We start from the raw sequence: 12,754 nt of genomic DNA, 5'->3' as shown, positions 1-12,754 counted from the left end.
TCTCTCCCTTCCAAGCTTTACATCATTAAGCATTACCCAATCTGAACGCTTTTTTCCTTGTTTTGCAGAGTCGCCAAAACGCTTAATGCCGCTAGATAACTCGTTTTCGGGTTATTTGGCATCGGATCATTTTCCACTTCTAGTTTCAGTTTCCCGAACGACCCTGACGCTTCTATCAGGTGATTATTTTTTAACACATTTGGATCGGCAATGATTTTCACTTTCGTCTTTTCTGATCCAAGACCAGCCATAGACAGCACAATCGCAACATTAATGTTTCTCGGAAATTGCTTGATCGCTTCTGCAGCAGTTCCTTCAAATAATACCGTTTCTTCTGTCACTGAAGACCCTGCCGGTAATGCGTTTGGCGGTTTTCTTGTGGTGATGCAAACAGATTCAAGTCCATTCACCGCTTTTGCCGATTTAAGTACATCCAGACCTCCAATCGCACCAGACGGAAGGAGAATATTCACGTCATTCAATTTACAAATCTGGTTTGATTGTTCTTCAAAGGCGGAATTCGCCATCACGCCAATGCTGCTTAGCAAGAGATCCTTCCCGCTTTTAAGCACTTTCAATGCATACTCTTCAGCTGCTTCTATCGTTGCAGCCTCTATGACTAAATCTACATCGGATTTAAGGAGTTCGTCGACATCACGATATGGCTGTGTCCTGAATTCTTCAGCTAATTGTGCCGCAACTTCTCCACGGCGGGCATAAATTGCATCGATTCTTCCACCTGGAAGAAGCCCGTCGTTATTAATGGCCTTAAGCAGAAATTTTCCGATATTACCGCACCCGATTAAACCTAACTTCATGTAGTTTCATCCTTCCTCAATCAGCAAACCCGTATGAGTCCGCAAAGAATTCCAACCCGCAATGTCTTGTTTCCCGCGAAACACCGCTTTCTTTTAAGCCAGGGAAGTCCAGGGCCAAGTCACTGAAAACGGTATGATTATTATGGAATACGGCACCAGCTTCAAGGCGATCTGCCATTTCGACAGCGATATCTTCATTCTCGGTCCAAACAGATGCACGCAGTGCAAACTCACTATCATTCGCTAATTTTACAACTTCATCGATATCATTGAAAGGTAAAATTGGAATGATCGGTCCGAATTGTTCCACTCGAACCAATTCGCTCTGCTGATCGACGCCAGTAATAATGGAAGGAAGCATATAATAACCTTTATCCCAAGTTTCCGGATTCAGCTGGATGCCGGTTGTGATTATATTTCCTCCTGACTTAGCGGTACGTTCGATCAAGCCATTCACAAAGTCATATTGTGCTTTATTATTCATTGGACCCATGGTTACATCAGGCTGAATTCCATCACCGATCACCATCCGGCTGAACTCTTTGGTCAGCTTCTCCACAACTTCATCATATCGTGATTCATGGACGTACACTCTTTTTACAGCAGAACAAACCTGACCCGCTGCTCGTAAAATCCCCATCCTCAAACGTTTGATAGCCGCTTCATCCATATTGGCATCTTCCAAGATGATGGCAGGATCATTGCCGCCAAGTTCCATATATACTTTTTGCAGATTTCCAGCTGATTTCTGCATGATATCTTTCCCGGTTTCCGTACTTCCGACAAACGCCAATGTCCTTACGCGTGAATCGGAACATAGTGTGTCGCCGATTGCTTTTCCTGATCCTGAGACTATATTGATGACTCCTGGAGGAAAATGTTCAGCAACTACTTTTAAACAGGTCATGATCGTTAAGGGACAATTCGTTGCAGGTTTCACGACAACGGCATTACCTGCCAAAACAGCAGGTATGACCCTTTTAAATGTTAATATCATCGGAGAATTCCACGGTGTGATTATTGCCGTGACACCTCTTGCTCTTCTTCGGATTTGGACTTTTTGTTTTCCTGGAAGCACTTCAGGCTTCCACCAATCAAGTAACTCTGCTGCACAGCCCTTCATTACTTCAACACAGCGCAGTAAATCCTTTTTAGCTTCAACAAGTGTTTTGCCATTCTCACGTACAAACACTGTAACATTTTCCTCGATAACTTTTGATAGTTCTTCTGCCGCAGTGTTCATCCTGTTTGCCCGTTCCCCGATATCAGAGCGAGACCACGTTTCAAAAGCATTTTCTGCAGCTTCAATAGCGCCACTCACGATTTTTTCAGAGCATTTTGCCACCTGGCCAACTACTTCCGATGTATTTGCCGGATTTACAACATCGACTTTTTCCGGTAATTCTATCCATTCTCCATTAACTAGATATTTTCCTGAAACAAATGGGTATGTCGAAATCATTCTCAATCCTCCTTATAGTTTTTTGGGCTTGAATGCTTCCGCAGCTCCCGGTGGTCCGCCAAATGGTTTGGCCATTGGCCCCACAGCTTCCATATCAACGACGATCATTGAAGGTTTACGTCTTTCCTTAGCCTTTTTAAGTTCGGATATGAATTCATCACCAGAACCAATACGCACTGCATCAAAATGCATGGACTCAGCCAGTTTCACAAAATCAGGGCTCAATAAGTCCACAGCTACCTGCCGACCATATGCGGCTGTTTGAATATTGCGAAGAACTCCATAGCCTGAGTCATCGAACAATACGATGATAACTGGTAAATTTTCTTCGGCTGCCGTAACCATTTCCCCAACGTTCACCATAAACCCACCATCTCCAGCCATAAGAACGACGGTTTTATCTTGACATCCCATTTGGGCACCGATTGCTGTTGGAAGACCTTGACCAATTCCGCCGCCTGATGCATGAATCGATGTTCTCGGTTCATAGATTTCAAATAAACGGCTACCCCAAACATTTGCCTGAACGGTCACATCACGAACTAGAATGGTATCCTCTGGTAATATCCCCCTCATGCCATCTACAAATTGCTCATACGGTCCAAGCGTTTCCCTGAGTTGAGCGCGCACTTCATTTCTAAGTGAAAGAACTTCTTGTAAATAAGATGGCTCTGCATGAACTGAATGTTCTTCAAGCTTTTGAATGATGGCAGCAAGCATATCCTTTGCATCGCCAACCAAACCTAACGTGGCTTTATAGTTCCGGTTAATGGCCTGCCAATCCGCATCGATCGCTATATGTTCCTGTGGCACCGGCACTTTCCAGTTGGATGTTTCATTCCCCCTAAACCTTACACCTACGCTGATCAATAAATCTGCATTTCTTAAAAACTCTTTTGTAGTTTCATATGCCGCAAAATGTCCGATGCATTGTTCATGGTTTTCTGGAATCGAACCTTTTCCTGACTGACTGGTTATAACCGCTGCACCAAGGATTTCCGCCAATTTTTTCAGCTCTTGCGAAGCATTGGCACTGATGACTCCACCACCGGCCCATATGACAGGACGGCGTGCGCCTACCATTTTTTGAACGGCTAGTTCAGGAATAATTGGCATTGAATTTGTTTCAGAGGGTGAAGTTCTTAGCCCTTCGAGTGAAAGATCTTCTATGATCACCGATTGATAGTCAATTGGAATTTCCAATGTAACCGGACCCGTTGGTGCAGTTAAAGCTTCTTGGATTGCCTTCCTTACTACTGCTGCGGTTTGGTCAGGGTTTCTAAGCCTCACTGCATATTTACAAGCTCCGCTCATCATTGAAAGCTGGTCTTTACACTCATGTATGTATCCTTTGCCTGTACCAAGATAAGAAGAAGCCACCTCACCTGTTAGATGAAGAAGGGGGACACCAGCTGCCCAAGCTTCCACTAGTGAACCAGCAGCATTTCCTGCCCCTGTTCCAGTACTGGTAATCACTACACCCAATTTCCCGGTGGCGCGTGCATATCCATCAGCCATATTTACGGCACCGCTCTCACCGCGTGAACAAATGAGTTTGATGCTCCCTTCCCTAAGAATTGCATCATAGATGGGCATATTGTGAATGCTGACAATCCCGAAAGCAGCTTCCACACCTGCTTGAACAAGCTCCTTTACGATGGAATCGGCGGTCGTAAACTCTAATTCTTCTTGTATTTTCATCGCGTTATCCTACCTTTTTCAGTAATATATTTATAGTGCCTTTCCGATCGCTCCTGCCGTCTCAATCGTCGAACCCGCTACATAACTTGCTTTGTCTGAAGCAAGGAAAACAATGACACTGGCCACTTCTTCCGCTTCCCCTACGCGGCCGAGAGGGATATTCCGTTTTTTCGCTAGGTCCCCGTAATACTCTTCAGGGTCCATATCAGGCGCATTTTTCAATCTTCTTCGCTCCCATTGATCGGTCCGGATCAATCCAAGACTCACTGAATTCACCAATATATTGTCAAAGGCCAATTCCTGGGACAAGGTTTTGCTTAAATTAAGGAGGCCAGCCCTTGCTGCTGCAGTCGCTACCATATGACGTTCAGGTTCTTTGGCAAGCGTTGCATTAATATTAATGATCCGCCCGCCTCCCCTTTTCACTATATGGGGATGCGAAGCACGAACGGCATATATGATGGCAAAGAACTTTAACTGAATCTGTTCTTCCCACTGCTCATCCGTTATGTCAAAAAAGTGACCCATCACGCTTTGACCTGCAGCATTCACCAAAATATCGATTCCGCCAAACCTCTCCGCGGTACCATTAATGAAAGAATCTACATCCGATTTTGAGGTGACATCACATGTTGAGGCAAAAATATCTGCCTTTTCACCAAATGAGAGCAATTGACTTTGTGCACTTTCCATACGCTCAGCACTTCTGCCGCAAATAGCCACTTTCGCTCCTTCAGCTAAAAACATTTCTGCTGTTTTTAATCCCACGCCCGACGTGCCGCCCATAATGACAGCCACTTTTCCTTGCAATCCTAAATCCACTCTCTTCACTCCTTTTCAAAGCCATTTTCCTCAAATGCTGTCCTTTAATCAACAAGAAACTAACTAGCGCAAGAATCATGGGAGGAAATCAAACTCCTCCTTATTTTTTCGCCATGACAGAACCATCTATATGAGAATCAACCCAGCCTGGATCGGGATCTCCTCCCATTGCTTTGCGCGCTTCAGGTTTCGGCGGCCCTGCAATCCCCCACTGATCCATTAAATGCGGAACCCGTTTCCATACACGTGCTCTCCACTCAGATTCATCTTCGATCGTTTCCAGATAACATGTATACTCCATTACAAAACCGCCTGGGTCTTGAAAATAACAGAAAATATTGTCTCCCGGCCCATGACGTCCAGGTCCCCAAAGTTCTGACAAGCCCGCTTTTCGGACATTGCTTATTCCTCGCATCAGCTCATCCACGGAATCGACTTCGTATGCGATATGATTGACTGACGCATGCTCATCTTGATTGAAGGCTATGGAGTGATGCTTTCTGTTGCACCGGAGGAATGACATTTGATGCTCACTCCAATCAGTGACTTTAAAACCAAGAACATCCGTATAAAACTCAACGATCATATCCAAGTTCTTCGTGTTCATTACAACATGATTCAATTTCACTGGATCAACATTTTTCTTGCTCCAAATAGACGTTTGCACTTCCACCCAAGCAGAAAGCTCGATCACGCGGTTTTCCGGATCGATAAACCGCAGGCCATAACCGGCACCTGCTTCATCCAAATATCCAGGTGGTTCAATAATTCGAACGCCCTTCGATTGTAATATCCCTGCTGCACGGTCCACCGCATTTTTATCGACCATGCCAAAAGCTATATGGTGCAATCCTCGTTTTTCTCCCTTGTGAAGGCTAAGAATATGATGTTCCGGTCCAGCCCCCCGGAAATAAACCGTATTCTCCTCTTCCGGAACATCCACCCTATCAAGACCCCAAACTTTTTCATAAAACTCTGCTTGTTCGTCGAAATTCGGAGTAATCATGCTTATATGCCGTAAATGAGTAATCCCAAGCATTTTTTATACCTCCCATAATTTAGATTGCCCTTTTGATCATTCGCATTGGCCATATTTAACAATCTAATCGAAAAGGGCGCCTCATTAATTTTCATAATGCAGGTGCCCTTTCGGCTTAATGATCAATCTTTAATGATGGCTTCTCTTTCTTTAGACCGTTGTTTACGAAGTTCTTCCAGTTCACTGCCTTCAGGATATGTCGGTAAGTTAGGCTTCACTGCCCCAAGCATCACTAGCATGCGCGCCTCTACATCCCCGTCATTCCTAATTCCCCGATAAACCCCTGGTGGGCTGCTTATGCAGTCTCTCGCACTTAATTTAATTTCATGCACTTCACTGTAGCTGTCCTCTTGAATTAATGCCGTGACTTCACCCTCAAGAATGAAAAACACTTCTTCAACATCGTCATGAAGGTGCAAAGGACCGATACATCCCGGAGGAAGCACCATCGTACTTAAAGTGAAATGTTCACCTGCAATTACATTCGTATCGTTATTGGCAGTGGCACCACGTCCGATATATCTCATTTGTGCGCGTCTATAAGCGGGATCAATTTCTTCTTGGAACTTCAAGACATTCCAATCAAGAGTACGGTCTTTCAATCGGGCAACATATTTTTTTTCAAAATCCTTCACTGAAAAAGTTTCTTTTGTCATTTTAAAATTCCTCCCTTATTTGTTGTTTCTAAATCGAATTATGTTTCATAAGCAAAACATTGTTTTGTCTATGAATTAAGTCTAAAATGAAACCGCTTCATTGTCAATGAGTTTTTAGAATATTTAAAACTATTTCTATAATCCGAACGTTCACCATCTATGGGATAAACTTGTAACAAAAAAAAAGTGTGGAATTCCCTATTGGGAGATCCACACTTTCGAAGGAGGTTATTCATTTATTAATCGATTTTAAATCGTTCAGACATCTTCGTGTTGATAAGGCTTAACCCCGCTATATCCCATATAAACGGATAACTGACGAGAAACTTCCAATAGTTTCGGCAAGGCAATTTTATCGATGAAATCCTCCTGATAAGCAGACTCTGTTGCCACGACATTCAAGGCAGCCAATACATTCCCGGTCCTATCAAAGATCGGGGCGGCAACGGAACGGATGCCGGGGTGGAATTCCCCGCTTGTCATCGAATAACCATTTTGCCGAATCGATTCCAGCTGTTTTTGAAATTCACCAGGCGCGGTGAGTGTTTTGTCTGTATAAGGAGTAAGGTTCGATATTTTGAACATTTGCATGAGCAATTCTTTCGGTTGATATGCCAAAAGTAATTTTCCATTGGCCAAAGCATGTGCCGGCAGTCGCAAACCTATGTTAACATTGACAGCGGATACACCTCTGATCGGGGCACTTCCAACATAAACAACTTCCTGTCCATCCAAAATGGACAGATGGCAGGAGGCTCCGATTTCATCACGCAAGGTCTCCATATAAGGTTGGACAATTTCCTGGAATTTCAAGCTATTCAAATAGCTGAACCCCAATTCAAGAACTTTAGGAGTTAAACTATAACGTTTGGTATGTTCATCCTGCGACAAGTAACCAATATTTTGTAATGTGAATAATAATCGATACGGTACTGTTCTGCTTACTCCCAGTTGTTTTGCTATTTCTGAAAGAGACAAGCTCGGCTGTACTTCATTAAAGAGCTTAATGATTTCCAAGCCCCTAACCAATGAATTAGCACTATATTTCTCTTTCTCTTTTTCTTCGCTTGCCATTCGAGTATTCCCCCCCCCGTTGTGAATAAATCTCATTTTCCCTGACTATAACCCGTTCAGTAAAGCTTTCTTCATACCTAGAAAGAAGAACTTGCAGTATATGTACATTTTTTTCTGATCGTTCTTTTGGTGAATGTTTATGATGCATACTTCAATCGTTGCCTATTTTCTTTTATTACCTTAACCAGACAGGTACTTTGGCGCCAGTAGCGCGCACCGGCCTTTGCTTTGCAATTTACATATTTCGATGGGTTGTAATCAATTCAGAAGTTTCCGTTTACTTTCTTTCATGCTAACAACAGCTGGTCCATGAGTCACATCAGATATACACAAGGCTTTCACCACTTCCGGAAAACGCTAGTAAAAGCCGGGAACTTTTAACCGAGCGGTCTTTAAGCGCTATTCCTTATCCCTATTCCTGTTAAAGAATCAATATCGCAAATTGGCAACCATTACTACCTTACAATCCATTACCCTTCATGTATAAATAGAATGGTGTTTATGTGTCAATTAAAGCATATTTACATATATAAAACTATTTGGAAGGCCTAGCATAATTGACGTTTCGATAGAAAAGCTTGTTGTTATATAACCAAATATAACCAATAGCACCAGTAAAAACAAATAAGTAAATTTCATACTTCGTTATTCTCTGTAAAAATTTCCCGTATTAAGTATTTCATATACAAAACAATATAAATGAATTATAGATTTTCCTGATTTTAAATTCAACATCAACAAGTCAGAATTTTTGATAATTTGTAAATAATTTGTTTTTTGGACACAAAGAAGTAGAATTAATTCCATTTTAGGCCCTTGCTTGAAAGAGTTCCACCTACTCCATAGGATGAAACAAAGTTCGATATTGAACTGAAAGCGCTTGTATTCTAAAAATATAAAATTGTCAAAATATTAAATTGACAATCAAATTATTTTAATTTATCGTTAAGAAAGTAAAACTTTGTTTTCCTTACAAAACACTACCGTTACTTTTTATCTATCAAAATTATAAAGAAAGGCGGGATATAGCTCTTAAATGAATATTCAAAACTAGTACCTTTCTAAAGGGATAACTTTAAAACACTTATACTCAATGATAAGTGTTTTAAGGAATGCTAAAAAGCGATAAGGAGATGGTATTATGTTAAATGGGCAAAAAAGATGGTTGTTTATTGCCGTACCAATTTTTTTCTTTTGGTTTTTCGGACAAATTGATAAGGTTGGCATTTCCATCATTCAAACAGATCCAGAATTCTTGCATGCACTCGGTATGACAGGTGCTGACAAAAATGCAAAGATCGGTCTTCTATCTTTTGTATTCACCATTGCTTATGGAGTTTCAAATCTTTTTTGGGGCTTCATCATTGATAAATTAGGTGCCCGAAAAACAGCCATCGCCGGTTTATTCGTTTGGACAATCACGATGATTATGTCAGGACTGGCAAATTCATATGAAATATTTTTAATTAGCAGGATCATTCTTGGTTTTGGTGAAGGAATGATGATTCCGGTTTCCGGAAAGCTTATTTCTAACTGGTTTAATAAACGTGAACTGGGGAGGGCCCAGGCATCTTGGCTTACCGGAAACTATTTAGGACCGGCAATGGGAGCCGTTGTTTTGGTGCTTGTGATATCTTTACTCCACTGGCAAGCAGCTTTCTTTATGCTTGCAGCTTTCAACTTATTTATAAATATCCCGATGTTCATCTTAATGACGAGGAATACACCTGAAGAGCATCCCCGTATAAGTAAGGAGGAATTGGCATTCATTCGACAAACGGATGATGAAATGAAAGAAACCGCCCATTCCGAGAATAAGAAAAGTTTCGCCCAAGATTATCGTTTCTGGATCGTTTGGTTCGGCATGCTCATATGCTCCTTCTTATTTTTTGGAATCAGCATTTGGCTTCCTACATATCTCATTGAAGCAAAAGGATTTGAAAAGGAAGGAATGTCGAGCATTACTTCACTTTCCTGGCTATTCGCTTTAGGATTTGTCTTGGCATGCGGTTTTCTGGCTGACAAAACCAGACGTCCAAGTTTGATGGCCACGATTCTATTTTCATTGACGGCTGTCTTTTTGACTGTAGCAGTCTTCATCCCCAACCCTATTTTGGCTGGACTATGTATGGGATTGGCAATGGGATGTCAAGGCGGTGTGTTCCACCTAAGCAATATGCTCATGGTAAAATACTCAACACCTGAAACGGCAGGACGAGCCGCAGGTCTAATTGGATTCACGAATATCATGGGCGGCTTTTCGAGCTATATCATGGGATGGCTTCGTGACTTGTCTGGCGGGGACTTCAGTTCATCGATCGCCATGCTGATTTTTACAGCCCTCTTAGGTTTAGCAGCTTATTTATTCTCCATTAAGAGAGAATCCGCAGAACTCCGCTTATCACCTATACATGTACAAAAGATACAAGCATGAAGTCCTTGTAAAATCAGTTTTATACCTCCAACCCTTGAATTATCAGGGTTTTTTCTTGTGCCGACTTAAAAGTAAGTCGAAATAACATCGCTCATTTTTTGGATTTCCCGATAAAATTTCCCACTGGTTACTCCGAATCACTCCTTTATTTGTATAAATATGTCGATAGTTAAAATATTCAAAAAATGATATTTTTTTGAATGCCCATGTTATATTATTTATGGAAAAAAATACTTGTCAAGTAAGGTGAGTGTGTGAATATAGAAGTTTTAATTCTCCATTATATTCAGGAAAAACGTCAAAAGCCTAACCATGCCAATGATTTATTGGAATATATTCAGAATGAATATGTAAACGGGAAGCTGTCAATCTTGCAATATAGAAGTCTCTGTCAGGACTTATATCTTCGAGGAGCCAAACAAACGTCTCCTGGATGAAGCTCCCTTGTCACTAGACTAACTACCCATTGTGGATGAATTTTGTTTCTGTTTTTTCCGCAACGACCTATCTTTAACAATACATCCGGTCATATTATCATCCCCAGTATGTTCATAAATATATAAAAGCCTCCGTGATCTGTCACCCCAAGACAGTTCACGGAGGTAAATGTTACTTTATCAGACATTGTAGAATTTCATTTTAATTATATGAATATATCGAAAATTAAAACCAAACCGAATGCAACGAAGGAAAGTAATGTTTCCATCACTGTCCAAGTTTTGAAAGTTTCTTTAACGGTTAGTCCCATGTATTCTTTTACTAACCAGAAACCTGCGTCATTAACATGGGAGAACATGAGTGAGCCTGCTCCCGTGGCAATTACGAGCAATTCTAGATTAACACCCGTCATATTGGCAACGACCGGTGAAACGATCCCTGCTGCCGTGGTCAAAGCGACGGTTGCAGAACCTGTGGCAATCCGAATCAATCCGGCCACTAGGAATGCAAGAACGATCGGTGATAGAGAAATTTCTTCAGCCATGGAAGCGATTGCAGTCCCCACGCCACTATCAATTAAAATTTGCTTGAACCCTCCGCCAGCACCGATAATCAGAATTATGGATGCTAATGGCAATAAGCATTCATCCGTCAACTTTTTAATTAGTGATTTGTTCATTCCTTGTCTGTAGCCCAAGAAATAGTATGCGGCAAAACAGGAGATTAATAGGGCGATCACTGGACTTCCGATAAACAATAAGAATTTTTCAATCGAACCCGGTAGCGGCAGATAAGGCGCCACTACAGTTAAAACCATCAACAATACTGGCAAAAGGATGATGAAGAACGATACTCCAGTGCCGGGTAATCCACTTGACTTTGTTTCGACTCGGATCAATTCCGGTTCTCCAACAGGAATAACCCGTTTATGAATCCATTTTGCGAATAGCGGTCCCGCAATTACAGCCGTCGGGAATGCGATGATCAATGAGTACAGAAGTACCTGTCCCATGTTTGCATTATAAATTCCAATAGCTGTCATGGCTCCAGGATGCGGAGGCACCAACCCATGTACGATCGATAAACCAGCAAGTACTGGAATGCCAATTAACAAGATGTTCACTTTGGTTGATTTACGAATGGAAATGACTAAAGGAAGCAATATTACTAAACCAACCTCGAAAAATACCGGAATGCCGATGATGAAACCAGATAAAAGCATGGCCCATGGCAGGTTTTTCACACCGAATTTATTAATGAAAAAGTCAGCAACCTGCATTCCAGCTCCAGAATCGGACATCATCTTTCCTAGGATGGTCCCTAAGGCCAATATTCCAATAAGGTGCCCAAGGACCGCTCCGACACCCGTTTCATAAGCTCCAACGATCTTGTCCATTGGCAGTCCGGAAAAAATCGCTAAAAATAAACTGGCAACAGTCAGGCTGATGAACGCATGCCATTTCCACAATGATACCCCTAAAATGACGATTACGATTGCTATCAGCGTAATTCCTAATAAATATAGTTCCATATATTCTCCCCATTCCCAAGAAATCGCTTACATTCAAACCAATACAATAAATGGGATTATTGTACCGGCTCGTTATATGTCACAATGTAGTTCTGTTTAGCCGTGTTGTAATATCCTTCACTGTATTCGGTAACATTTCCGTCCCCATCACTGGAAATCCGAATCCTCTTTAGTACTGGACTATTGTATTCGATTTTCAGTGTTTCGCAAATGTGATCCGGAGCGATAGCAACGGCAAACTCATCTCTGAATGTTTCAAGTTTGACGTTTTGCTCTTCCAAAAAGCGGTACAAAGAATTGATTTGGACGTCTTTTATCTCTTCTTTGTTTAAATCAAGTGAAATATAATGTGTAAAGTAAATATAAGGTTCATTGTCCAATAAATATATCCGTTCGATACTTATGCAACGGGCACCAAATAAAGAATGCAGCTTAGAGTCTGAAGAAAGGTCAATTCGACTTATGTTTAACACCTTTTTTAAAATGGAGTGCCCTTCCTCCACCAACAGCTCTGTGAAACGTTTCCCTTTGGAAAGTTTGACAATCGAACCATTAGCTATGACTCTAGTGCCTTTGCCGCTTTTCTTTTCAACATACCCCTCTTGCACGAGTTCTTTGATTGCATTACGGACAGTGACCTTACTTACGTTAAATTCTTCTTCCAAAAGAGGCTCGGAAGGAATGTTTGTGTCGATGGCATAAACCCCATGTAAAATACGATCCTTTAATATTTCTTTTATCTGTAAATACATCGGTCCATTTTTCCTGTTCACATTCAT

11 protein-coding genes are annotated in these 12,754 nt (G+C 41.6%); 2 read left to right on the top strand and 9 right to left on the bottom strand.

The window, feature by feature from the left end; genetic code table 11:
- Positions 1–32 precede the first annotated feature (32 nt).
- The 7 genes from nadX to J7I96_RS11330 form a co-directional block, all read right to left on the bottom strand.
- Positions 33–818, bottom strand: coding sequence for an aspartate dehydrogenase (gene nadX, locus J7I96_RS11360; protein WP_214768079.1), 786 nt, complete (start codon positions 816–818; stop codon positions 33–35).
- Between the two features lie 16 nt (positions 819–834).
- On the bottom strand, positions 835–2,280 hold the full coding sequence (locus tag J7I96_RS11355; RefSeq protein WP_214768078.1) for an aldehyde dehydrogenase family protein: 1,446 nt from the start codon (positions 2,278–2,280) through the stop codon (positions 835–837).
- Between the two features lie 12 nt (positions 2,281–2,292).
- The gene (locus J7I96_RS11350; RefSeq protein ID WP_214923818.1) at positions 2,293–3,981 is read right to left on the bottom strand and encodes a thiamine pyrophosphate-binding protein; all 1,689 of its coding nucleotides are present in this window, start codon (positions 3,979–3,981) and stop codon (positions 2,293–2,295) included.
- Between the two features lie 30 nt (positions 3,982–4,011).
- Positions 4,012–4,803 (bottom strand): SDR family oxidoreductase, encoded by a 792-nt coding sequence (locus J7I96_RS11345; RefSeq protein ID WP_054396069.1) that lies wholly within the window; start codon positions 4,801–4,803, stop codon positions 4,012–4,014.
- 100 nt (positions 4,804–4,903) lie between these two features.
- Positions 4,904–5,842: a VOC family protein gene (locus tag J7I96_RS11340; RefSeq protein WP_214768076.1), complete on the bottom strand. Its 939-nt coding sequence runs from the start codon at positions 5,840–5,842 to the stop codon at positions 4,904–4,906.
- Between the two features lie 122 nt (positions 5,843–5,964).
- On the bottom strand, positions 5,965–6,498 hold the full coding sequence (locus J7I96_RS11335) for a cupin domain-containing protein (RefSeq protein ID WP_034312308.1): 534 nt from the start codon (positions 6,496–6,498) through the stop codon (positions 5,965–5,967).
- 258 nt (positions 6,499–6,756) lie between these two features.
- Positions 6,757–7,572, bottom strand: a complete 816-nt coding sequence (locus J7I96_RS11330) for an IclR family transcriptional regulator (protein WP_034312310.1) — start codon at positions 7,570–7,572, stop codon at positions 6,757–6,759.
- 1,141 nt (positions 7,573–8,713) lie between these two features.
- On the opposite strand from J7I96_RS11330, the gene J7I96_RS11325 reads away from it, so the two are divergent.
- Positions 8,714–10,006, top strand: a complete 1,293-nt coding sequence (locus J7I96_RS11325) for an MFS transporter (protein ID WP_214768075.1) — start codon at positions 8,714–8,716, stop codon at positions 10,004–10,006.
- A 254-nt stretch (positions 10,007–10,260) separates the two neighbouring features.
- On the top strand, positions 10,261–10,443 hold the full coding sequence (gene yppF, locus J7I96_RS28605; protein ID WP_214768074.1) for a YppF family protein: 183 nt from the start codon (positions 10,261–10,263) through the stop codon (positions 10,441–10,443).
- A 206-nt stretch (positions 10,444–10,649) separates the two neighbouring features.
- Here yppF and J7I96_RS11315 read toward each other — a convergent pair whose 3' ends face one another.
- Positions 10,650–11,975: a GntT/GntP/DsdX family permease gene (locus tag J7I96_RS11315; RefSeq protein ID WP_214768073.1), complete on the bottom strand. Its 1,326-nt coding sequence runs from the start codon at positions 11,973–11,975 to the stop codon at positions 10,650–10,652.
- A 56-nt stretch (positions 11,976–12,031) separates the two neighbouring features.
- Positions 12,032–12,754: a GntR family transcriptional regulator gene (locus J7I96_RS11310; protein WP_214768072.1), complete on the bottom strand. Its 723-nt coding sequence runs from the start codon at positions 12,752–12,754 to the stop codon at positions 12,032–12,034.

The sequence above is a fragment of the Bacillus sp. ISL-78 genome, from assembly GCF_018613455.1.
Classification (GTDB): Bacteria; Bacillota; Bacilli; order Bacillales; family DSM-1321; genus Peribacillus; species Peribacillus frigoritolerans.
Note: the sequence above shows the minus strand (reverse complement) of the source record. Positions and strands in the feature narration are given on the sequence as shown.

Excerpts from the sequence above, each read along its gene's own strand:
- nadX (WP_214768079.1), bottom strand. The coding sequence starts at position 818 with ATGAAGTTAGGTTTAATCGGGTGCGGTAATATCGGAAAATTTCTGCTT.
- J7I96_RS11355 (WP_214768078.1), bottom strand. The coding sequence starts at position 2,280 with ATGATTTCGACATACCCATTTGTTTCAGGAAAATATCTAGTTAATGGA.
- J7I96_RS11350 (WP_214923818.1), bottom strand. The coding sequence starts at position 3,981 with ATGAAAATACAAGAAGAATTAGAGTTTACGACCGCCGATTCCATCGTA.
- J7I96_RS11340 (WP_214768076.1), bottom strand. The coding sequence starts at position 5,842 with ATGCTTGGGATTACTCATTTACGGCATATAAGCATGATTACTCCGAAT.
- J7I96_RS11335 (WP_034312308.1), bottom strand. The coding sequence starts at position 6,498 with ATGACAAAAGAAACTTTTTCAGTGAAGGATTTTGAAAAAAAATATGTT.
- J7I96_RS11330 (WP_034312310.1), bottom strand. The coding sequence starts at position 7,572 with ATGGCAAGCGAAGAAAAAGAGAAAGAGAAATATAGTGCTAATTCATTG.
- J7I96_RS11325 (WP_214768075.1), top strand. The coding sequence starts at position 8,714 with ATGTTAAATGGGCAAAAAAGATGGTTGTTTATTGCCGTACCAATTTTT.
- J7I96_RS11315 (WP_214768073.1), bottom strand. The coding sequence starts at position 11,975 with ATGGAACTATATTTATTAGGAATTACGCTGATAGCAATCGTAATCGTC.
- J7I96_RS11310 (WP_214768072.1), bottom strand. The coding sequence starts at position 12,754 with ATGAATGTGAACAGGAAAAATGGACCGATGTATTTACAGATAAAAGAA.